A 24,263-nucleotide genomic window follows, 5' to 3' on the forward strand; every position below is an offset into this window, starting at 1 on the left:
GCTATGACATGACCATCCGGCCCGATATGTGGCGCGCCACCCTGCGCCAGAATGCCCGGATTTTTCAGCAGCAGGATATCAAAACCATCCTCACCACCCTGCTCAAAGAGAACGGCGTCCGGGATGTGGCGTTCAGTCTGCGCAATCCCCACCCGGAACGGGAGTTCTGCGTCCAGTACCGCGAAACCGATTTTGAATTCCTGCAACGGCTCACCGCCGAAGAAGGGATTTTTTACTTCTTTGAGTTCACCGGCCATAAAAACACCCTGGTGTTTGCCGACGATGCGGGCTCTGTCGTCAACGGCCCGGTGCTGCCCTATCACCCCGAAGAGGCCCAGCAATTGTGCATTACCCGGCTGACCCGCCAGGCGCAGGTGCGACCGGCGGTGGTCGAGCTCAAAGATTACACCTTCAAAAACCCGGCCTGGGCGGCGGAGTTCCGTCATCAGATGCGGGAACAGGACCTCCAGCATACCGGGTACGAACACTTCGATTTTCCCGGCCGCTTCAAAGACGAACAGCACGGCGCCGACTTCACCCGCTACCGGCTGGAAGCCCTGCGCAACAACGCCCTGACCGGCGACGGGGAAAGCAATGCCGCGACGATGCAGCCCGGCGTGCTGTTCACCCTGACCGGCCATCCCCGGAATGACCTCAACCGGCGCTGGCAGCTGGTCGGCGTCACTCACCGGGGCAGCCAGCCGCAGGCGCTGGAACAGACCGCCGGAGAGAGCGGCACCACCCTGAGCAACGACTTCACCTTCATTCCCGACAATCAGCACTGGCGCCCGGCCCCGTTACCCAAACCGGTGATGGAGGGCCCGCAGATTGCCAAAGTCGTCGGCCCCGAAGGCGAAGAAATCTACTGCGACCCGTTCGGCCGCATCCGCCTGCAATTCCTCTGGGACCGTTACGGCCGGAGCAACGATAACAGCTCCTGCTGGATACGGGTGACTCAGCCCTGGGCCGGTCAGGGCTGGGGCATGCTGGCGATACCGCGTATCGGGCAGGAAGTGGTGGTGGACTTTCTGAACGGCGACCCGGACCAGCCGATTGTCACCGGACGCACCTACCATGCCAGCAATCTCCCGCCGGGAGACCTGCCGGGCAGTAAAACCCGGATGACCTTTCGCTCCAAAACCCATAAAGGGGAAGGCTACAACGAGCTGCGCTTCGAGGATGCCAAAGGCAGTGAGGAACTGGCGCTGCACGCCCAGCGGGACATGCACACCGTGGTGAAACACGACCAGACCCTGGTGGTGGAAACCGGCAACCGCCAGGTGGCGGTAAAGACCGGGGATGAACAGACCCGCGTTGAACAGGGCAGCCTGACGGAAACCATCTGCCGGCTGCGCAGCACCGAAGCCAACCAGATACAGGTGAAAGCCGCCGCGGGTAAAGCCGGCGAGGGCACCCAGTTCTATACGGCCAGCGACAACATCACCCTGACCGTCGGCGCGGGCAGCATTGAGATGACCCAAACGCATATCACCCTCACCTTTGGCGGCTCCGTCATTACCCTGAACGCCGACGGGGTGTTGATTAATGGTTCCAAAATTGGCTTAAATAACGGTAGTGGTCAAAGCAGTGTTGCTCCACCTACGACAATAACTAAATCTCCTGCTCCTGATACTGCCCCTATAATTTTACCCTCGACAAGTCAGGAAGGAAAAAAACCATCTGTACCTGTAAATAGTCCGATTACGGCAACACCTACAAGCCAATCACTTCAACCCAAAAGCAGTGCTATTTCAGCTGATAATGAAAAATCAATAAGCCAGGATGGATTGAATTTATTAAAAGAAATCGAAGGACTGCGATTGAAACCATATAATGACCAAACAGGCAAAAATATAGACAACTGGACTGAAGGGGCAACTATCGGATATGGTAAATTGATTTCAAAAAGTGAATGGGATACATATAAAAATGGCATTACGGAAGATGAAGCAGAACAGCTCTTCAAAGATACTCTTGCACCTTATGAAAAAGCGGTAAATGATGGAATAACAAAGGAAATAAAACAAAACGAGTACGACGCTTTAGTTTTGCTGTCATATAACATTGGTATCGGTGGATTCAAAAAATCATCTGTTGTCAAAATGATAAATGATGAAAATGCGAAGACAGGTTATGACAGCATTGATGATGCCTGGAAAGTATGGAATAAATCACAGGGCAAGGTCAATCAGGGCTTAATAAACCGACGAGCAGCTGAGTTAAAAATATTTAATAATGGAGTCTATGAAAAATGGTAAAAAAAATATTTTCTACTCTTATTGGGATTATTTCTATTTCCCATTCTTATACATCGTTTGCGTCTTATACTTCGTCATTGGAAACGGAAAAATTTATTATCACTATTAATGTTCTTTGCCCAGAAGGTGAAGTTACCTGTGATGACGTTGTGTATACTGGAATAAGAAAAAAAGATAGCGCCACGCTAAGACTTAAAGGAAAAACATTAAATAAAAACTGTCAGACAGGAACCTGTAACTTATATGGTTATGAATTCATTAATCGTGGTACGACATATACAATATATCTCGACGGGATATTAGAAATTACTCAAGGGAAGAAGTTGCTTTTATCAGAAGTCGGAAAGTGGCACGCCCAATAATGATTTCATATTAAATAAATTGCTTTTTTCTATCTCATTTTTTAGCAGGAAAATACGATGACGCAGGAAAACACCTTAATCCCTTTTCACTTTAACGCCGGCACCCTCAACGTGCCCCGCGACTGGCGGGATGTCAGCATGCTGGTGCTCACCAGCCCCGATGACCACAACGGCAGCAGCTTCACCCTGTCCCGCGACACCCTGCCCTGGGGCCTCGACTTCCCCCAGTTTGCCGAGCGCGAAATCACGTCACTCAGTCAGCAGCTGAAAGACTGGCAGCTTATCGCCCAGGAACCCGGCCGGCTCAATGGCCGCGACACCCTGACCGCCGAGTTCACCTGGTCCGCCCCGCAGGGCCCCCTGCATCAGCTGATGATGATGCTCAACCTGCCACACCAGGTGCTGATTCTGACCGGCACCTGCAACGGCGCCATGACCCCGGCTCAGCGCGAGCAGATGCTGGCCATCATGACCTCGTTTCAAGCCCGTCCGGGTGAAGAACCCTAACCGCCGGGAGTCGTCATGAGCCTATTACAAAATGTCTGGGTGGGTGCCGGGGCCGCCCACCGCCCGCCGGCCTCCTCACCCCGGCAAACGCCCCCCGGTCCCGGGGCCGCCGCCCCGGCGAAAACCGCCACGCCGCCGCCCCGAACCGCCAGGACGACATCGGGTTCAGACAAGGCGCTGGCCTTTCTGGAAAGCGAGGCGTTCAGCCAGGCTTCGCTGGGCGCGGCCGGGGCTTACGCGGTCGCCACCGGCGCTGCCGCGCCCTTTGCCGCCGGCCTGGCCGCCGGGGCCGTCGGCGCGTCTGCCGGCCGTTATGTCGGCGATAAAATCGGCCGCCAGATCGCCCGCGCGATGGGCATGCAGACCGTCTCCACCGAAGGGAGCGCGCCCGCCCGGCTCGGGGATGCGATTGCCCACCAGAACAAAAGCGCCGGGTTATGGGGCGCGCTGGGCGGCGTCCTGATGGGCGCCGTCGTGGCGGTGGCCGCGGCCGCGTTTGTGGTGGCGACGGCCGGCGTCGGCGCCGCTATCGGGCAATACGGACAGAATAAAGGCGCCATTATTGAAGGCTCCCCCAATGTCTTTTTTGAAGGCAAACCAGTGGCCCGGGTCGGGGACAAAATTGTATGCAGCGCCCACCCCGTCGGTGAAAAAAACCGGCTGTGACAGTCAGCTCTGTCACAAAGCCGGGGAGCCGGTAGACGTGGCGACCGGCGACTTCCTACAGGTCTGGCCGGTGCTGGCCCTGCCGGGGGTACTGCCGCTCACCCTCAACCGGACCTACCGCTCCACCGCCGCTCTGTCCGGGCTGTTCGGCCCCAAATGGGCCGATGACTGGTCGCAGCACCTGCGCCGCGACGGCGAGGAAACCCATTTCACCGATAGCGAGGGAGTGATTTACACCTTCCACACCCCGACGGAAAACGTCTTCTCGGTCAACCTCCATGCCGGTCACTATCTGCTCTACGGGCAACGCGACGGCGAACTGCGCCTGTTTAACCGCCGCACCCAGCAGATACTGAGCTTTGCCGAAGTCCAGGAGGATAAACGCCGCCTGTCCCTGATAGAGGACCGCAACGGCAATCAGACCGTTTTTCATTACGATGAACAGCAGCGCCTGACCCGCCTGGTCCATGCCGACACCACGACCCTGGCGCTGCATTACGAGCACCAGCAGCTCACGGCCATTGACTGGCTGCACGCAGCACAGCGCCAGCGGCTGGTGACCTGCCGCTATGATAATTCGGGGTATCTGGCGGAATGTGACGCCTTTCAGTTTCACCACCTGTGGCATGAATACAGTCCGCAGGGGCACCTGACCCGCTGGCGCGACACCGATAAAACCGATGTCACGATTCACTATGACAACGCGGGCCGGGTGACGGCCACCACCACCCCGCAGGGATACTGGCAGGACCGCTTTGAATATGATGACGACCATCACATCACCACCTATTTCGATGCCGAAGGCGGCTGTACCCGCTACCACTATAACGCCGACGGCCTGGTAACCCGTCTGGTGGACCCGCTCGGCCATGACACCCGGACCGAATGGGATTTCAGTTGCAAAACCGCCGAAACCGACCCGCTGGGCCGGACCACCGCGTATGAGTACAGCCCTTACGGCGAGCTGACCGCCTTGCTGTCGCCCGCCGGGGACCTCACTGCTTACGATTACAATGAATACGGCCAACTTACCCAGGTCACTCAGCCGGACGGCGCCCGCTGGCGACTGCATTACAGCGAACAGGGGAATCTGACCTCGGTTATCGACCCCCAGGGGCGGGTGGAAGAGACCCGTTACGGCCCGCGGGGAGAAATCCTGCGCCAGGTCCTGCCCGACGGCCGCACCTGGCGCTACGGCTATGAACGCCAGCAGCTCAGTGAAATTCGGGCCCCGGACGACACCCTGACCCGGTTTGACACCGACGGCCTGGGCCGGTTATTGCGGGTCACCGACGCGTTACATCAGCAGACCGACTATCACCACAGCCCGTTTCATGCCAGCCCGGCGGGCAGCGTCAGCGAGATTCACTTACCGGATGGCATCCGGCAGACGATTGACTACGACAGCGAGCGCCGGGTCTCGGCGGTGACCGACGGGGAAGGCCGGACCACCCGCTATACCTATGACGCCTTTGACCGGCTCAGCCGCCTCACCCGCCCGGACGGCTCGGCCCTGACTTTTGGCTACGACCGGCTGACCCGCCTGAAAACCGTGACCAATGAAACCGGTGAAACTTACCACTACACCCGAGACCCGGCCGGCCGGGTGATTAGCGAAACCGATTTTACCGGCCGGACCATTCATTATCAGTATGACGCCGCCGGACGCCGCCTCACCGCCCGTTACCCCCATCACCAGCTGCTGCGCTGGTGCTACACCGACGACGACCGCCTTACCCGCCAGGAAGCGTGGCAGGAAGAGGCCGGGCAGTGCACGTTATGCGCCGTCACCAGCTACGACCATGACGCGCAGGGACGGTTGATACGGGCCGCCAACCCGGATGCGGTGGTGGCGTTTGAATACGATGAAGCCGGCCGCCTGACTCAAGAGACGATTAACGGGCGCGCCGTCAGCCATCAGTGGGACCCGATAAGCGGCCTGCCCACCGGATACCAGGCGGACACCCTGCCCGCGGTCAACTGGTACTACGGCCTCAACGGCCGGCTGATGCAGTGGCAGCTTGACGGCCATGCTCCGTTGCAGATGCAGCATGACGGGCTGGGCCGGGAAATCGCGCGGGAAAGCGCCGCCGGCTTTATCCAGTCACAGGCTTACACTCCGGTGGGGCTGCTGGCCCATCAGACCGCCGGGCGCAGCTCCGACTGGTTCAAACAGACGCTGTACGAGGCCGACCCGCATTTCCCGCCGATGGGCAGCGCGGTGACCCGCCACTGGCATTACACCCCGGCCTACAACGTGGCCTGCATTGAAGACCCCCGCTGGGACGAGACGCGCTACGGCTACAATGTGAATGACCAGGTGGTGACCGCCCAGTTTGGCGGAATGCGGGCCTGTGATGAACTGTTTGTGTACGACGCCGGCCAGCACCTGCATTACCAAAAACGGGTGCCGGAACGGCTCAGTGAAGACCTGCGCCAGAGCTACCACACCCAGCAGGCGGGGCGGGTGATTCAGCACGGCGCCTGCACGTATCGCTACGATGAAAACGGGCGGCGGACAGAAAAAACCGAACAGCGACGGGGATACCGGCCGCGGACCTGGCGCTACCGCTGGGATGCGCAAGACCGGCTGACCGGCTTTATCAGCCCGGAAGGAGTGCGCTGGCGTTATGGCTATGATGCCTTCGGGCGACGGATTAGCAAGCGAAAGGAGACAGACACCGCCGGACCGCCGGTGAAGCCGACCGCGATAATCGGCTATGATTACCTGTGGAGCGGGGAGCAGCTGATTGAAGAGACCCCGGTCCGGGCTGACGGCACCGTTGACTACGCGCACAGTATTCACTGGCTGTATGAGCCGGGCGCCCTGACCCCTTCGGCCCGGTTTGAAAAAGGCCGGCTATATTATGTGGTGAGCGATCACCAGGGAACCGTGCGGGAAATTCTGACCGAGGAAGGGGAGCTGATATGGGCGGGCCGGTTACTCACCTGGGGCGAGCCGGAATGCTGGCCGGTGCTGACAGTCAATGACCCGCGCAACCTGACCTGCAACCTGAGATTCGTCGGCCAATATGAAGACACGGAGAGCGGTTTATTTTATAATCGGCACCGTTATTACGAGAGGGAAACAGGCCAGTACTTATCGGCAGATCCGCTGAATCTTAGTGGAGGATTTAACCCGTACGGGTATGTCCATGATCCGGTCAATTGGGTTGATCCTCTGGGATTAACAGAGTGTCCAGATATTGTATCTTATAGGGGAGACTCCAGAAAACCTGATGTCGTTTTCAAAGAAGGATTTCAGCCTCAGGGAACAAGTACGGACTTATACAGACATGCAAAAGATAATTACGACCCACCTAGTAATTTTATTAGCACTACAAAATCTCCTAATATGGCTGCTGAATACGGCTCGCAATTTTATACTGAGAATGGATATGTATATGCTATGAAAACGAAAAATGGCATAGATGTAAACGCCGTTTTAGGTAAAGATTCCCCATTCCCTAAAGAATTAGAAATTGCTGTGCCTGGCGGAGTTAGCCCTAAAAATATATTGGGTGCAACACCTGTTGATGCTTCTGGTAATTTTGCTAATTATAGTATCTTAAACCCGCAAAGGTATGGATCAAAATGAGCATAAAAAAAATAACAGTTAAAACAATAGAGAACGGTAATAAAGGGGAAGCCGAATTATATTTGCTTACCTCACCCAACTCTGAATGCCACATGAAGATTCTCATAAATGGAATTTGTCGAGTAGAAGTGAGTGACTTTGATTTTTTCTCTTGTTTTTCAAAAGCAAGGAAAGAGTTAAAAGATATAACCTTTCTTTGCAAAGGTGCAAAAAGGAATGTATATCCATCTAATATGTCAAGACAGATGTCTTTAGGCATGGTTGCCTATGAATGCACATTAGGCAAACAAGCCACACGTGAAGATATAGTCAAAACATTTGATTTCGATGATTTGAATTTAGCAACTAATCCAGATGAACAAAAAGAATTTCATTATGAATGGCTTAAATCATTTTAATTGAAGTAAATAATAAAAAGCCGGAAATATCCTCGTAATCTTCCGGTTTTGTTTTTTTAATAGCTGCTCAAATGTAAGCAGCGCATTACGGTTACGTGCACAATCCAGTCAACTGGATTGATCCGTTTGGGCTTAGTAGTTTTGATCCATTTATACATGGTGACATTACAGATTTCCCTAAAGATTTGCATTTTGGTCAAAATAGAATAGCGCCAAACTTTAGTAGCATAGGAAGTCAGGCAGACCCTTTGATAACAGGAAGGCCTATTCTGGATGTAGCAAATGATATTAAGGTTGGGAAAATTAGCCCTGATACTTTTGTTATTTCATATACGATTGATCCTGCGACAGGTAAACCTATAACGCTTAATAACCGTGGTTTAGCCGCTATAGTTGAATCTGGAAAATTCCCTCAAAGTGCAATATATGTTCCCTATGAACATGTTCCGAAACATTTAGTAGCGGATATTTTAGATAGGCCACCTTCTAGGTCTATAGATATTACGCATAATAAAGATGGCTCTGGCCTTGTTAAGACAATTGGCTGCAAAAAATAGTTAGGAAATGATATGACAATACAGTTAATGCCAGAAAAAACAGAGTTTAGGATATCAACTACAGACCTTGAAACTGTTTATACAGAATCGAGTGGGGTTAAGCTCAGACTTGATGTTCTACGTATTGATAATTTTAAGAGTGATACATATCGTAATATAGAAATTCATTTTTTGATTGTGGCTGAACTCAAGTGTATTACTATGAATTTCTTCGATCTTAATCATCAAAACTATGCAATAGAGGGGCAGGATTTTACAGTAAATAGAATTGATTTTTGGGAAAAAAATGGATATCACCCTGATTCTGGTTTTTATCAAGTAACTAATTCAGATATATTGAACAATAAAAGACCATTATATGATCCTAAAAATAGATTCGATTTAAAGCATTATTTAATTAATGGCAATGATAGCCATGTAGAAATAATTGCATCTAAATATGAATATCGATATTTATAAGTAGTAATTAAAGCCGGAAAGATCCCCGTAATCTTTCCGGCTTTGTTATTTTTATGCTTAAAATAGATATCTTACAGACTTGGCCTTATATATTAAATATATAATTTAAAATCACAAAAATATAAAATAAATAAGAAGATAAAAAAAGCAATAATACATGAAAATATAAGATTAATAGTAAATATATACATAAACTATATTTAAAATATTTTATTCTATTTTCTCTCTGAAACAGCAAAAAGCTAGAATCACTTCCGGCCTGCTTCTTTCTTACCGTGGTGAATACCCATGCCACGCCAACGCCGACTGGTTAATGTAATGGCAAGGTGTCAAGGTAATCACAATGGTTACTCCAGGGCTATTAAAAATGCACTAGACAAAATAGACTTAAATCAGTCTGTTAATGAAATATCGAAACAGGTTGCTAATATACAAAATTTAGCTAAGAAAGGAATGATGAATGAAACACCAATAAGAGCTAAAAATACCTCGAAAGGAAAAACCAAAATAGGCAGTCAACGTGCTTTAGAAATGTGGAATAAAACTTTAGGGGTATAATAATGAAAAACAAAAATAAGAAATTTATAACTGAACCAATGAGTTTTTTATTTTCAGATAATCTTTTATCAGGGGGAGAAAAAGCACCCTCTGATATTATCCTATTGGAAGATAAAGACAAATCCCTCAGATTATCATTAAGTCAAAATTTACCAAATGGATATTTAGTCTGGCAAGATCTTATAGAAAATAGCGTTGGTGAATTTTCTTTAGAAGATAACTATCCTGAAGCCGAAGATTATTTAGAAGATATTGACGAAGAATACAGTGACTTACAAAAGGAAAAGACATTAATTTATAGAAAATCTAGAATGAAAAAAACAAATACAGAATACGATGATTTTTATTTTGAAGTTTTAGATGAAGTCTATTATCAACTAAAAATGTTATCTATTCAAAGGTACATGTTAGGTTATCAGAAGAAATCGTTATTAGAAAAAATGTTCGAAATATAAATAAGATTTCAAAATAGTGCTACATCTTATACCACTCATAATTCTATGTATAACAATGGGTTGAAGAAGGCTATGTGTAGCATAATTACGAAACGTTATTTATAAAGAAGGGTTGTATCCATGCGGAATGACTAAGGATAAAAAAATAGTCGCTTTTAATCCAATGATATTAAAAACTAGTTGATATAGAAAATATGTTCTCATGAAAAATCCGGAAAGATCTCCATGATCTTTAGGTTTTGTTATTTTCATACTTAAATAAATATTTTACAGGATTGATATTATATATTAAATATGTAACTTAAAATCCAAAAATATAAAATAAATAAAAAGATAAAAAAAGGAATAATAAAGAAAAATATAATACTCATAGTAAATATATACATAGACTATATTTTAGCTATTTTATTCTGCTTTCTCTCTGAAACAGCAAAAAGCCGGGATCGCTTCCGGCTGGTTTCTTTCTTACATTGGTAAATACCCATGCTACGCCAATGCCGACTGGTTAGTGTAATGGCAAGGCATCAAGGTAATCATCACGGATATACTGATGCAATAAGAAATGCTCTGGATAAAATAAATCCAAATCAATCAATACCATATCGAAACAAGTGACTCAACTACAAAATTATAGTTAAAAAAGATATGGCGAATGGCAATATTATTAGATCCAAAGATATGTGTAACACTGTATTCAGGGAAAAACATAAATTAAAAAGTAAGACAGAGCATCTTTGATCTCTGGAGTAAAATTTTAAGATAATTCAATATGAGTGAGATAATAAATTCTTATATGGAACCCGTTGAATTTTTTAAAAGTTCGGATTTTTTATCCAGTTCTATTGAAGAGTTTAATGAATATGAAATTACTCATAATAAAGATAGGGCATTAAAGCTTCTTTTCGAACAAGACATACCAGGTAACTATATTGTTTGGAATGATTTTTCTCTGATCTGGTATCCGAATTTTATCTTCATGAGGATTATAAAAACCAGAAAAGGATATCCTTGACAGAGTAAAAATATCTATTCAGGATCAAGTTAAAGAAAATATGAGATAAAAGAAAACCATATCTTATAAGAAAGAAACAAGGGTTAGTTAATAACATAGAACACGATAACTTTCCAAATAAAGTAAATACCGAATGTAATAACATGTTAAATATAATAAACATTTATCGATATTTATTTTCTTTTAATCAGAACGCTAAATTAGAAACCATATTGTCTATATTCAAAAAAGGAATTATGTCGTGCGGTATAAAAAAAGATAAAAAGACATGAGTTATTTTCAATCCTATTCTTTTGAAGAATAGAGAATAAAGATAGAACAGAGTCTGACACTGGCCCCTTACTGGCTGGACGGGCACGCTATCGCGGCTCAGGCCGCCGAAAAACTGGGGTACCGCTCTGTCGCAGACGCTATCCGCGATGAACTCAGCGCCTTTCTTGACCGCCTGCCTGTTCTACAGCGCCTGCATTTCTCCGACAGGAGCCCGTTTATCTCAGACGCCACGCTGAACTGGCTGCATCCCCCGGCCACCGTCAACAACGGCACCACGCAGGGGATTATTGGGTGATCTCCGAGGAGGAAAATACGCAGCAAACGAACTTCATGACAAAAAGCAGCGATAATACCCAGATGATCAAGACGTTTAATGACAGACGCTGGCGTGGACATATTGACTTTCCGGCAATCCGGCAAATAGAAGTAACAGATCAAAATTGGAGACCACCGTCAATCTCATCAACGCAATAAATACACAAAACAGGTGAAAGATCACACTATTTTTAAATCAGGAATTAGGTGCGGAATGACAGCTCTATAACTCGTTCTTGGGTAAGTGGACGTTCATTCATATTGAGCTAGTGCATCAAACACATGAAACAATAACTCTCTTGAGGGGGTTGTCGTATCCATTCCTTCAGTGAGCGATCTGAACGATCCTAAATGAGCCGATTTTTAGCTAATTCTGCCTTTTTGTGAGGTTTCCTACCGAATTTGACACTTTCTGTCTGTTCATTGCTGCTATCGATACCAATCCATATTTCCTGTGAGATTTGACAGTATTTAATTTGTCAACTAACGTTATTATTAACATATGAAATCATTGGAATAATGTAGGAAGGTAGGTAAGTAGCAAATGTAACTTTTAAAAATTAATAGGAGAAAATCATGCCGACTAAAGGATCGTTGTATAACCTTGAGAATGTAAATCGTCAGATCGTTACACCACAAAACCTAGTTGAGCTGGGAATTGATGAGTCTATTCTCAACACTCCAGCACTTTTGGTTACTGATTCATCTGGCAAAAAGCAAAAACCTATTGGAATTTCAATTAATGGTGCAACATTTGGAGATTTTCCAGATGGCACAGCTGAAAGTCGTGGATGGTATTCTTATATGAATATCGGAGCGCCAATAATTGAAGAGAGAAAAAATATTACACAACCACCGCCTGATACCCTATCCTCGCGGACCTATGTAAATCGTGATTCTAGGGAGCGTTTCTTTGCCGATAATGTAAATTTTGAGATTTCAAATACAATAACATGGAACATTCAAGGCACAGCTCAATTGACCTTCGGTGTACGAGACATGGCCTCTCTTACAAAAACCATAGAAACAAAATACAATGCTCGAGCGAGTTACAATCAAGGCAGTGTGGATGTTACTTATACGGGTACCGCAGCCGCTCATGGCGAAGGTGAGGTATACGCTAATCTTATGCTTGCTATTCAAGGTTCAGTCGGTGGTTCTCTGACAACCTCATGGAACTCCACTTCTGGAACCAATGGTAGCATCTCTGCGAAATCGCGCATACGAACTCTTGTTACACAACGTCGCGTCATTAAACAGTATAACTATACGATTCCTGTCACCTTTGCTGGGTTCATCGCTGTTCGATACGCCTCCCCCGTTCCAATCAAGTCCCCGCCCCAAACCGCCCCGCCTAATAGTGCTGAGATTGTGGCCCAGGATATCAACGTGCTTAATCTGGTTGGTGGCCAACGACATCGTGTAACGGGATTGGCAGAAACGGTATCTGCTCTAGAAGTTGATCATACAATCTTCGAGACCGAGTCTATGGAGTATTCAGATCAACCACTCTACCGGAAACCTTAAAGTTATATTTCACAGGAGATAATTATTATGTCATTCGATAGCATCTTTTCATTTGGCAAAGATAATGCGGAAACCGCTCAAAACCTCAGTAAATTATTGGAGAATAGAATTCCAGGCTCTCCTGTCGATCCTAACGCAAAGATTATTAAAGAAACATCTCCAGAAGCCCTATCTGTCATGGGGTTTCTCAACGGGTTTATGGGCGCTGTTCAGAAAACATCACAGACTCATAGTGAATCTTTTAATGATCCAAAGACAACGGGCAACATGGCATCTTCTTCAATGAAAGAAGGCAGTAAGACTGTTGATGCTGATCCTGACATCAAGAAAGCTAGCGATAGCACTAAGGCAAAGGGTGACAAAAATACTTAGGGAAAATGCCCAACGTCGCCGATATTGTGCCAACGACCATTACCGGCGATATATACAGCATTAACAAGGTTAGCTTCGCTATACTCCACGGGGTTCGGATTAAGTTTCGAACCCCGTTTATCTTGTTGAGTGCACGGCTAACTGAAAATATAATCACAATAGTTTATCTGCCAGTATTAACTATTTTCAGCAAAGTTTTCTCAATGCTGAGATCAATTTTTGAATACCTAATTCAACTTTACTACGGGGACATCCTACATTAAAACGGAGAAAACCCTCACCAGCTTCACCATAAATTTTACCTGGCATAATGGCGATTTTCTCTTCATGGATAAGTATCTGCTGCAATTTATCATCATCAATATTCAGATTACGCAGGTCTACCCAAGCCAAATAAGTTGCCTGGGGTGGCTGCCAGTTCAATTGTGGAAATGCAGCATTCAGTTCCTGTGCCACATAATTCAAGTTATCACTCAAGTAATTGCGCAGTTCATCAAGCCAGATATGTCCCTCCCTGTAAGCTGCAATATAGGCTGATATCGCTAAAATAGCAGGAGAAGATAATCCATCACTCTGCGTTAGTTGATGAGAATATGCCGCACGGCTATGACCATCATTAATAAAACCATAAGCACCCGTAAGGGCAGGAAGGTTAAATGATTTGGATGCAGAGGTTATTAATGCCCAATGTGTCGTGGCAACTTCACTCCAGGGAATATGTTTTGTGTCTCTCAAAGTCATGTCCATATGAATTTCATCTCTGATGACGTTAACATTATAACGCTCACACAGCTCAGACATCGTTTTAAGTTCAGAATGACCCTAGACTTTGCCTGTTGGGTTATGTGGATTGCACGGCAATAATATTTTGGTTTCTGGTTGCGATAGCAAAGTTTCAAGTTGATTCATATCGCACACCCAGTTATTGCCTTGTTTCTTAAGTGGGCAAGGAAGCAACCGCCGCTTATTCTCCTGAATAACTTTATAAAAACCATCAAATGCATCGGGCAATCGGATGGTATTACAACGCTCATGAAGTAGATAAACAAGAATGCCGACTATAACTGTCCCCAAAATACCAGTATCAATGGATTGAATACCAAGAATATTTTGGATGTTATTGGTTTTCAATATCGTGGGATCTGTCGTTGGCAGGATACCTGTGGTTGTTAAATAAAAGTTTATCCCCAGATGAAATACTGTAAAACCTACGAAGCCGGTAAAAGCTGCCACACCTTTATTTTCGCGTGCCATACCTAGCGGGATAGCAATCGCGAACATAATGAGCATAATGACTCCAGCGGATATTATTAGGAATTATTTAATAAATAGCACTACGGATTATCGGGTGAAATGGTTCACTATTGATAAATATTTTAAAGAAGGATTATTAGTTTGCTAGGATCACGTAAAAGCTACTCAAAAAATCATTATTATCCTTTAAGTCGTTCATATATTAAACAAAGAATAGGCAGAACCGTAATATTACAATTCTGCCAAAGGAAAAGTGCGTTTGGTTGAGCCTGATTTTATATTTTGAATAGATATCATTGTCATCTTGTCAGGAAAATATCTTCAATTCCTATTTACAATGGTACCAATAAAGATACGAAGGTAAGAAGTCAGTTTTTGTTCAAATTCTCCTAATAATCCATTTGAACAATAGGATTAATCATTGAGTTAATTTATAAGATGAAAAATATAATCATCTGATAATTACAAATTGATATTAGTTATATATAGCCAAGTAATGCAGCTTTAGCTATTGCCTGGAATTTATTCTTACAATCCAGTTTTTTGACGATATTCATTAGGTGGAAATCAACTGTACTTTTAGTGACACAAATGGTTGATGCAATTTCAATTGATGTCATCCCATCTGCGGTATACCTTAATACCTCTAATTCTCTATGTGAAAATGAGGTATTATCGATATAGAACGATTGTAAATACTTTGTGTGTGATGTTAAATATCTTATTATCCTAATATATACTCCTAAAATTTCTCCACTACATTTATACATTGTCTCGTTATCAATAGGCCCATCTTTTCCCGCAACAGAAAATACTCCATAAGTTCCTGAAAATGCAGGAAGACCAAAGGTGATCCCAGAGCGAAACCCATATTTCTGATTCACATACCACAGTTCTTGTCCATTAGATTTGGAAAAGAAATCCAAATCCCATATTTTTGAAAAAGAAGGCGGCACTGGTCGGAAATTTAGAACGGGATCAATCATCCAATACTTTTTTTCTATATAAAGGGCCCTCCAAGATTCATGATAATTATTAAAGAAATACACTTCTCGGTTAGATATAGGAAAACGCGCCTTTAATAAAAGGGAGAACAAACTAAATCCCGAAATTTTGTTAATAAGTTCACAAATTTCAGCCACAAAATGGGGATCTACGTCTAATTTATGGAAATTATAAGGTAAGGTATATGGTCGATAAATATTCATTCAATGTCCTCTTGAAAATTAAGAATATTGATAGTGAATCCTAATATTTATTATAGTAGCAGAATTTAAACTTAATAGAGAAAATAATTCTTTACTGTTATACAGAGGCAGAATCTGATAAGCCATCATGTATTATTCGTAAACAAGAGAAATTATATCAATAGGATTGAAAATTTAATAATCATGAAAAACAATATATATAAAAACATATTATAGCCATATGAAGAACATTAGACTATTTTCAAGTCAATATAAGTAATTATTTAATATTTTACTCTAAAAAATCATGTTTTATTCTTTACAACAATAAATTAATTAAAATATTGAATCATATGAAACAACACCTAATAAATATATGAGTAATTTTCCCGTATAAACTATGATTTATACCAGTAGCTGTTTCAACTTTAATAGTTAATTATATAAAAAGAAAGTTATTAAAATAATAATTAGTAAACAAAATAATCTTTCTATTCCTAATAAATAGTTTAAATATGTAAAGAGGTGTTATAATGAATGAAGTCATTCAGGGTAAAGATGACATTGCTATAACCAGGAGCTCTGTTACAGCTGATGTGACCTTTGTTATTGATATTAATTCAATAATTGAATATCTTCACACTAATAATCTTAAAAGTTCTCTGAACCCTAAAGATCCAACAATTATCCGTCAGCATGTATACATAGCTAATTATACTCCAGAGCTTGGATTAAAAGTAGCGAGTTCATCTGGTGCCCGCGTAACTGTTCCTATTAATGCAAATATTAGATGGAGGGCTACAACTGTATCCAATAATTTCGACTATACAATTATATTGTATAAATTCAAAAAACTTAGTACAGGACAAGATGTCATCTCTGTCCCATCACAAATATGGTCACAGAATCCTATAGGCAAAAAAGTTCCAATGGTCCCTTCAGGCGTTAACGCAGATGAGGATGAACCTAAGGTAATTTTTGTTGAATCTCAAGACAGTTATTTCCAAGCAATAGCTCATAGACCAGGTGTAGAGCAATATACATGGTTCTTTGCTGCTTATGACGGCAAAAAACTCCTAGGTTATTATCGATATGATCCATATATTGAAGTAACTAATAACTAATCATTTGTATATTACCATTTTCTACTGGAAAATTATTAAAAATAGTTTTCCAGTATTTTTATTTTTCACTTTACTTAAATATCTGCAATAAACACTAATTTATATAATAATATCACCACTGTATAGAGAAAAGCATCTAACATCCAGGTAAGTCTATTCTTCTCCATGAATTTAACAATCTTCCGACAATTATTCCGTCATCGGCTCAAGTGATTTTCTCTCTATTATTTGTTTCTTTAGCCAAAATCACTTATAAAAACCATTACATTCGACATTATCATTTCTTAAGCAACATAGTATTAAATTAAAATTTAGATGATTGTTACTTGTTTAACTTAATTTTTCCGTTATTTAAAAACCTTCCTAGTAAAGATCATCCTATTTTCCTGGAAGATACTACCTGTTGCTTACTCCACTTAAGTTAATTCTTTAATAAGAAACAAAATAAGTGTTCTTATTAACTCATTATGATCCGAATAACCAATTAATTAAAATTTCCAATAGAAAATCGAGATGTAAAAGAAACGTCACTCGTTAATCAGAGAAAGATATAACTCGGAGTGTGCTTTAATAACGAATAAATTAACCAATACGCATGTCATTACTATCAGGTTATCACCCCATATTTATGTTTTATGGAATAAAATATCATCCTTATTGGTGAATGAATGATAAAAAGAATATCTATTTTAATATTGGGTTGTATTTCCTTTCAGATAATCGCTTCACCGGCAGAGATAAATGATAATCTGCCAATGACTGAAGCGAGGAGAACTCTGCAAGATAGTTCCAGGGAAATTAACCAACTGATAGAACAACGCCGATATCAGCAATTAAAGCAGCAGGCTAATACTGTTCCTGAGCCAACTCCTGCGCCGGTATTGCCGGAATCTAAGCAATGTCTGCCGTTAACCGGTGTTTACCTTAAAGGGATTTCTCTGCTCTCGGTTCGGGATTTAAGTACGCTCAGCGCTTTGTCCCCGGAGTGTATCAGTAGTCATGATATTAACCGGCTCAGCCAAGAACTGACTCACCTTTATATCAGTAAAGGCTATGTCACCGCCCGTATTCAGTTTATTGCGCCTAATGCCGATGGCGAGTTAGGGCTAAGCGTTATCGAAGGGTTTATTGAAAAAATCGAAGGCGGTGATCGCTGGGTGAATAGTCGTATGTTATTTCCCGGTTTGGAAAAACAGCCGCTCAATATCACGCAACTCGATCAAGGTTTAGATCAAGCTAACCGGCTACAGTCCAATAAAGCCACCCTGGATATTTTACCGGGAACGATGAATGGCGGCTCGGTGATTAAACTGCATAATCAGCGCGGTAAGCCTTGGTTATTGAGTGTCAAAACTGATAATTATGGGCAAAAGAGTACTGGGAAATGGCTGGTTCGCACAAATGCCAGTTTTGACAGTCCATTTGGTTTATCCGATTTCATCAGCCTGAATGCCAGTAGTACGTTAGATAGCCCATCAAACCGATATAGCCGTGCTTATACTCTGCTTTATTCGGTGCCCTATGGCGCGGCAACATTCAGTGGGTTCGGTAGTTATTCCCAATATGTCAGCCGCCCCCATTTACAAATGAGAACCATAAAGATTTATGGTGATACTCAGCAAATCGGCATACGTTCCGATTTTGCCTTCTATCGTAATCAATCTCAGATTAATAGTGTTAGTGGGCAACTGACTTACAAGAATTACAATAATTACGTCAACGATGCCAAGATTGGCGTCAGTAGCCAAACATTGAGTGTCTTTGAGCTCGGTGTTAATCATTTACATATCATTCCAACCGGATTAATCACGCTCAATCTGAGTGTTGAACAGGGTTTGCCCTGGTTCGGAGCACAAACCGGCACTTCTTATCTCGATAAACAGTTCACCAAAGGCAAGTTGATGGTCAATCTGCATCAGCGTTTTATGCTGTTCAACTCGCCTTATCAGCTCAATAACCTGTTTTATGGACAATACAACCGGCACGGTCTGCCCGGCGTCGAATGGCTAAATATCACTGATCGGAATGCAGTGCGGGGATTTAGCAAAAATACGCTATCCGGGGATAACGGCTGGTATCTGCAAAATACGCTGTCCCGGACATTTCCCCTCGCCAACAGCACATTATCAATGCGTATCGGCATTGATACCGGCCGGGTTCAGGGATATCGCAGTCCACAAGGCTGGCAAAGCAGCGCCGGTATTAGTTCCGGCGCCACGCTGAAATACCAGCGCATGGTATTCGATATAGAAACCAGCCGAGGAAAGTTACTTTCTAATCGCCAAGCATCTGATGAACCCATTCAGGTGCTAGTCCGTTTTTCTTACACCTTTTGATGGTTTTAAGCAGTACCTAACGCTGTACACACAATAATATAACTAAATATATAGAGACTTAATGTATGAAAAACAAAAAATTCAGGTTATCCCCTACCGGCAAGCTTGTCGCTTCTATGGCAATCATTCTTGTCTCTTGTTCCACCAGTTTTGCCAGTGAAATTGTTGGTGGTGGCGATCCAACACACCATCCCGATATTTTCGCTGCCGAAGGTAAAGCAACGGTAGTGAATATCGTGACCCCTTCCTCTTCCGGGCTGTCACATAACCAATATCTGGATTACAACGTCGGCCAGATGGGCGTCGTCCTAAATAACGCGCTGAAGGAGGGGCAATCACAATTAGCAGGTCAACTCGCCGCTAACCCTAATTTGAATGGCCAAGCCGCCAGTCTGATTCTGAATGAAGTTATCAGCAGAAATCCTTCCCTGTTATTAGGTCAACAAGAGGTGTTTGGTATTGCCGCGGATTATATATTGGCAAACCCGAACGGTATTACCTGTAATGGGTGTGGCTTTATTAATACTAACCGCGCTTCTCTGGTGGTGGGTAATCCATTGGTAGAACAAGGTAATTTACAGGGTTTCAGTACATTTGATAATCAAAACAGCCTGAGAATTAAATCAGATGGTTTGATCGCAAACGCGATCTTGGATCTTATCGCACCCAAAATTGACAGCCGAGGCCCAGTCACCGCTCAGAAAGAAATTAATGCAATCAGTGGCGAAAATAAAACCTCAGCCACAGGGGAGATCATTGATTCTCAGCAAGAATTAACCAGTGTGCTGGATAGCTATTATCTCGGCAGTATGCAAGCCGGACGTATCCGTCTACTTAATACCGCAAAAGGCAGTGGCGTTAATTTGCAAGGTTCTCTCACTGCCAGTGATGAGATTATGGTGAATTCCCACGGTAATCTCAATTTAGAAGCGGCGCACCTGCAAGGCGGAAATGTTGCGCTCACAGGTAATAATATTGAAGTAAAAGGTAAAGTCAGCGAATCAGCATATAGCCGTGATGGTAGCAATAATTACCAAAGCTATTTCAGCGGTTCTTATGCCAATGATAGTAAAAGTAGCCAGTCACTTGCCCGCACTCAACTAGCAGGCAAAAACATCTCATTGGTCGCTAATAATAATAACCGAATTACAGCCACGGATATCGTGGGTGATGATGTTAATCTGAGTGGTGCTAACCTGACTTTAGATGGGCAGCAGTTAAAGCAATCCACTAAAAATATTGATAACCAATGGAGTTATTCCCGGCGCCATGAGGTGACTAAGGAAAGTGAAAAACTGCATCAGGCAGGGAATACAATAACCGCCCGACAGAATGTGAATTTAAATGCCGTTGAAGGCGATGTTAAGATCCGTGGCAGCCAAATAAATGCCAACGATAAGCTGGCCATTACAGCGAAAAAAGATGTCCTGATTGCCGGTTTAACTGAAATAGAAACATCATCAGCAAAAGGCTATAAAAAAAATCACACGGCTAAATTGCAGACCGGAAGTTGGGAAGAGAGTAAACAGACCGAGCGCTTGATTGCCAGTGAATTACAAGCAGGTAGTCATCTTGATATTAAAGCTGGAAATAAAGCCGAAATTCTTGGGGCGAAAATCCACGCAGGTCAAAATCTAACTCTGGAAGCCGGTAAACAACTGCAAATCGATGTTCAGAAAACGGCTAATAGCGGTGCCGTATATGATGATAAAAGATACTGGGGAGGTATCGGCGGCGGGGGGAATAAAGACAATAGTGAGCTGAAAGAAACCAGCCATGCATCTGAATTAACGGCGAATGGGCGTTTATTGCTATCAGGCTATGAGGGTATCGCCATTACCGGCAGCAAAGTGAAAGCGACCCAAGGTGCTTTTGTAAATGCTAATAGTGGTAAATTAACCATCGACAATGCGGTCAGTTATATCGACCAGAAAGTTGATGAGCGAACAGGCACCGTACTCAACATCACTAATAGTTCAAAAAGAACCAATAGCCAGCAACAGAAATCTCATGGCAGCGAGTTGGTTTCTGAAGCGGATCTCAAATTACTCAGTGATGAAGATATCAATATTATTGGCAGCCAGGTAAAAAGTAGCGGCGCGCTTAACCTGAGCACATCCGGTAATATCAACGTGCTCTCTTATGGCGAACAGAAACAGGTTGATAAACAAAGCACTTCTCTGAACCCACAAAGCCATTTCCAACCAAAGGGGGATAAACAGTATCGTGCCGGAGTAGGTATTGAACATACCAGTAACAGTCAAAAAAATCAGACGATAACACAGCAAGCTTCCACGTTAAGTGGAGGTAACATCACTCTCAATGCTGATAAAGATGTCACCCTGCGTGGTTCCAATCTGGTGACGACTACAGGTGATGCTAAGATCACCGGTGCGAATGTTCGTCTGTTAGCCGCGGATAATAAAAAATCCGAAGAGCAATCTCAGAGTAAAAAGTACGTTGGCGCCTATCTTACCGGAGGAATCGATAAAGTCGGTTCCGGTATTCATGGTAGTTATGAAGGTAACAACAACAATCATACCAGTACGACTGCCGTTGTTTCCGGTTCTCAAATCGCAGGTAATTTGCACATTAAAACCAATGGTGAATTGGTTCAGGAAGGGACGAAGCATGAAGTCAATGGCGCTTATACCGCTGAGGCAGGCAAAGTCAGCAATCTGGCCGTATCGAATACGACATCAAATACCAACCACAAACTACAAGTTGGCACAGATATTGGCGTCAATGTCGATTATAGCGCGGTCACTCGCCCAATGGAGAAAGTGGTCAAAGAACCCGCTAAATCTGCACTGGATGGCACTTTAACCAAAAAAGGCACACCCAATTTCGGAGCGGATATTGTCGCTAACGGCAGTAATATCCAGACCGCGAACAAAAAATCCGAAGCAGTTGCGACTTCTGTTCAGGCTAGCAATATCGTCATTAAAACCAACGGCGAGCTGTATGACCAAGGTACTCAATATCGTGCTGATAAAGGTAACGTTACACTGACTGCCGGTAGCCATAACAGTGAAGCAGCACAGAATCACCACCAAAGCAGCCACAGTGAAACCCGCGGCAATGCTGACTTACGTGTTTACACCACCACCGGTGAAGATATCTCCGGTAATGGTAAAGGCAAAGGCGGCACACAAAGCAGCCATACTGCGACAACCGAAGCAGTAACCAGCCGGATTACCGCAGCGGATGACATTAATATCCGCGTCGAAAGGGATGCTGAATATCAAGGCACATCTCTGAATGCTGGCGCCGGCAAGGCCAATATCGATGCTAAAGGTGATATCCGTTTTGATAACGCCGCCAATAGCATAACGAAAACAACAACCGGTTATAACGGCGAAGCGTCTGCTAAAGGGGGGAATTCGCCAGAGGGCAAGAATGTTCATCTCGGTCTTGGCGGCGGCTACAACACGGATAGCAAAAGCAGTACCACAGCTCAGGTCAGTAAGATTGGCGGTACACAAGGCATCAATCTAAGTGCTGGCAATAACCTGACGTTGAAAGGCGCTGAAGTGACCGGTAAACAAATCGACCTGAATGCCAAACAAGGTAATGTTGAACTGGTATCTGCTCAGGATCGCGTTAATAACGATGGTTGGGAATTTAACCTGAAAGGCAATGGGGGGAATGCAAATTCGATCAAGAAAGCTGAGGATGACACTACCACCACGACCACAAAACAGAACTTTGGCGGGGAAGTCAAAGTAGGTATTGATCGCCTGCAAGCAACAACCCAACGTAATAGCCATATCAAAGGTGAAAATGTCGTGATCAACAGCGGCGGTGATACGACAGTTGCCGGAGCACGGATAGAGGCTGATCAGGTAAAAGGCAATATTGGTGGCGATCTACGAGTTGAAAGCCGTAAAGATACTGAACATGGGTTAAATGTCGGTGTTGATGCCGGCATTAATTACACCAAAGAGTCCAAAGTAAAAAGTGACGATATTCCTAAAGACGGGGCAACTAAGGATGATTCATCTAAAGACGATGTGGCGAAAGATGAGGTATTGAAAGATGATCCAGCTAAAAATCCAACCGAAGATCCACAACCGAAAGGATGGCAGGAAAGATTAACCTCCACATTTAATAGTATTAACAATATTAAAGGTATTAATGGGGTTACAGGTAAACTTAAAAGCAATGTCGATATTAAAGATCGAGAAAATGTCGGTGAACAATCGGTTATTTCCGGTAACCAAGGGGTTGATTTAGATGTAACAGGAAATACTCATCTGATTGGCGGGCAAATTGGTAGTGAGAAAGGCAATGCCATTCTTAATACCCAAAATGTGGAACAACAATCTGTTACCAGCTATGACAATAGTAAAGGCGGCAATGTTGCATTACCTGATTCTGTTAGCGGAATTGTTAAGGCAGTTCAGGAAGGTGTATTGTCCGGTAAAGTACCTTTGGTAAAAACTTATAGTAATGAAACCGAAAGTAGTACCACTAACGGCGAAATAATTAATCGTAAATCTGATTGATTTGTTCTTCTATAAAAGATCCTTCAAATGAGGGATCTTTTTATTGTTATCTATTTCAATAGTTCCAATTGACAATATTAATGCTTTTTCATAATATCAAAAAATTAATAAATGACTTGGAAGTATAATTATGTTTAGAATTTACAAGCAAAATTTAGAGCTTAAAAACCACGATAAGTCACAGATTAGAATAAAGGGAATATTTAGGAAGGAAACTATTTGTTCAAATATATTCATTGCGTATATTATTTTTATGACCGTGTTTAAGTTCAATAATCCATTATTTATACCCTATGGATTTCAAGATGTATCGCGACGGCAAGGGAGTGAATCCCCGGGAGCATAGATAACTATGTGACCGGGGTGAGCGAGTGCAGCCAACAAAGAGACAACTTGAAAGATGACGGGTATAGATATGTGGATTACGCTATGGCAATAATACTAGTCACTACGTTAATAAGTATGTCTGTTAAGACGAGCAGAGAATTCAATATATTGATAAATGGATATCAACCAGAGGATATTAATTACTCTAAC

18 protein-coding genes and 1 pseudogene are annotated in these 24,263 nt (G+C 43.9%); 17 read left to right on the plus strand and 2 right to left on the minus strand.

All coding sequences use genetic code 11. The annotated features are described in order from the left end of the window. The 14 genes from tssI to Phpb_RS22380 all read left to right on the plus strand — a co-directional run. A partial coding sequence (gene tssI, locus Phpb_RS27430; RefSeq protein WP_205634822.1) for a type VI secretion system tip protein TssI/VgrG occupies positions 1-2,258 on the plus strand: 2,258 nt, incomplete at its 5' end. Beyond that, positions 2,252-2,620, plus strand: a complete 369-nt coding sequence (locus tag Phpb_RS22320) for a hypothetical protein (RefSeq protein WP_051560905.1) — start codon at positions 2,252-2,254, stop codon at positions 2,618-2,620. The genes tssI and Phpb_RS22320, both read left to right, overlap by 7 nt. Positions 2,621-2,677: 57 nt before the next feature. Further along, positions 2,678-3,127, plus strand: a complete 450-nt coding sequence (locus tag Phpb_RS22325; protein ID WP_065392280.1) for a DUF1795 domain-containing protein — start codon at positions 2,678-2,680, stop codon at positions 3,125-3,127. 15 nt (positions 3,128-3,142) lie between these two features. After that, positions 3,143-3,793 (plus strand): PAAR domain-containing protein, encoded by a 651-nt coding sequence (locus tag Phpb_RS27170; protein ID WP_065392281.1) that lies wholly within the window; start codon positions 3,143-3,145, stop codon positions 3,791-3,793. Between the two features lie 37 nt (positions 3,794-3,830). Then, positions 3,831-7,391 carry a scabin-related ADP-ribosyltransferase gene (locus tag Phpb_RS22340; protein WP_240492657.1) on the plus strand — a complete coding sequence of 1,187 codons (3,561 nt, stop codon included), beginning with the start codon at positions 3,831-3,833 and terminating at the stop codon, positions 7,389-7,391. Further along, positions 7,388-7,789 carry a hypothetical protein gene (locus Phpb_RS27175; protein ID WP_065392284.1) on the plus strand — a complete coding sequence of 134 codons (402 nt, stop codon included), beginning with the start codon at positions 7,388-7,390 and terminating at the stop codon, positions 7,787-7,789. Before Phpb_RS22340 ends, Phpb_RS27175 begins: the two co-directional genes overlap by 4 nt. Positions 7,790-7,884: 95 nt before the next feature. Continuing rightward, positions 7,885-8,346 carry a hypothetical protein gene (locus Phpb_RS22350; protein ID WP_109396705.1) on the plus strand — a complete coding sequence of 154 codons (462 nt, stop codon included), beginning with the start codon at positions 7,885-7,887 and terminating at the stop codon, positions 8,344-8,346. 12 nt (positions 8,347-8,358) lie between these two features. Then, the gene (locus Phpb_RS22355; protein WP_065392285.1) at positions 8,359-8,805 is read left to right on the plus strand and encodes a hypothetical protein; all 447 of its coding nucleotides are present in this window, start codon (positions 8,359-8,361) and stop codon (positions 8,803-8,805) included. A 288-nt stretch (positions 8,806-9,093) separates the two neighbouring features. Beyond that, positions 9,094-9,363 carry an AHH domain-containing protein gene (locus Phpb_RS22360; protein ID WP_065392286.1) on the plus strand — a complete coding sequence of 90 codons (270 nt, stop codon included), beginning with the start codon at positions 9,094-9,096 and terminating at the stop codon, positions 9,361-9,363. A 2-nt stretch (positions 9,364-9,365) separates the two neighbouring features. After that, complete coding sequence (locus Phpb_RS22365) at positions 9,366-9,818, plus strand: hypothetical protein (protein WP_065392287.1); 453 nt, start codon at positions 9,366-9,368, stop codon at positions 9,816-9,818. A gap of 513 nt (positions 9,819-10,331) precedes the next feature. Beyond that, a complete protein-coding gene (locus Phpb_RS27435) occupies positions 10,332-10,433 on the plus strand; it encodes an AHH domain-containing protein (protein WP_338016517.1) in 102 nt (33 codons plus the stop codon). 758 nt (positions 10,434-11,191) lie between these two features. Beyond that, a complete protein-coding gene (locus Phpb_RS24225) occupies positions 11,192-11,398 on the plus strand; it encodes a type VI secretion system domain-containing protein (RefSeq protein ID WP_420848371.1) in 207 nt (68 codons plus the stop codon). A 596-nt stretch (positions 11,399-11,994) separates the two neighbouring features. Further along, complete coding sequence (locus tag Phpb_RS22375) at positions 11,995-12,945, plus strand: hypothetical protein (RefSeq protein WP_065392288.1); 951 nt, start codon at positions 11,995-11,997, stop codon at positions 12,943-12,945. A 27-nt stretch (positions 12,946-12,972) separates the two neighbouring features. Then, entirely contained in the window at positions 12,973-13,317 is a 345-nt protein-coding gene (locus Phpb_RS22380) for a hypothetical protein (RefSeq protein WP_065392289.1), read from the plus strand. Between the two features lie 186 nt (positions 13,318-13,503). Here Phpb_RS22380 and Phpb_RS22385 read toward each other — a convergent pair. Both Phpb_RS22385 and Phpb_RS22395 read right to left on the minus strand, forming a co-directional pair. Next, positions 13,504-14,601: pseudogene (locus Phpb_RS22385) on the minus strand (MalY/PatB family protein); the annotation flags it as partial. Positions 14,602-15,050: 449 nt separating this feature from the next. Then, positions 15,051-15,779: a LuxR family transcriptional regulator gene (locus tag Phpb_RS22395; protein WP_046395258.1), complete on the minus strand. Its 729-nt coding sequence runs from the start codon at positions 15,777-15,779 to the stop codon at positions 15,051-15,053. Between the two features lie 512 nt (positions 15,780-16,291). Here Phpb_RS22395 and Phpb_RS22400 point away from each other — a divergent pair. The 3 genes from Phpb_RS22400 (at position 16,292) to Phpb_RS22410 (ending at position 23,726) form a co-directional block, all read left to right on the plus strand. After that, positions 16,292-16,882, plus strand: coding sequence for an inclusion body family protein (locus tag Phpb_RS22400; protein WP_065392292.1), 591 nt, complete (start codon positions 16,292-16,294; stop codon positions 16,880-16,882). A gap of 668 nt (positions 16,883-17,550) precedes the next feature. Continuing rightward, positions 17,551-19,218, plus strand: coding sequence for a ShlB/FhaC/HecB family hemolysin secretion/activation protein (locus tag Phpb_RS22405; RefSeq protein WP_065392293.1), 1,668 nt, complete (start codon positions 17,551-17,553; stop codon positions 19,216-19,218). A 65-nt stretch (positions 19,219-19,283) separates the two neighbouring features. Beyond that, entirely contained in the window at positions 19,284-23,726 is a 4,443-nt protein-coding gene (locus tag Phpb_RS22410) for a hemagglutinin repeat-containing protein (RefSeq protein ID WP_065392294.1), read from the plus strand. The last annotated feature ends 537 nt before the right edge of the window (positions 23,727-24,263 follow it).

Source organism: Photorhabdus namnaonensis (assembly GCF_001684335.1).
Lineage (GTDB): Bacteria > Pseudomonadota > Gammaproteobacteria > Enterobacterales > Enterobacteriaceae > Photorhabdus > Photorhabdus namnaonensis.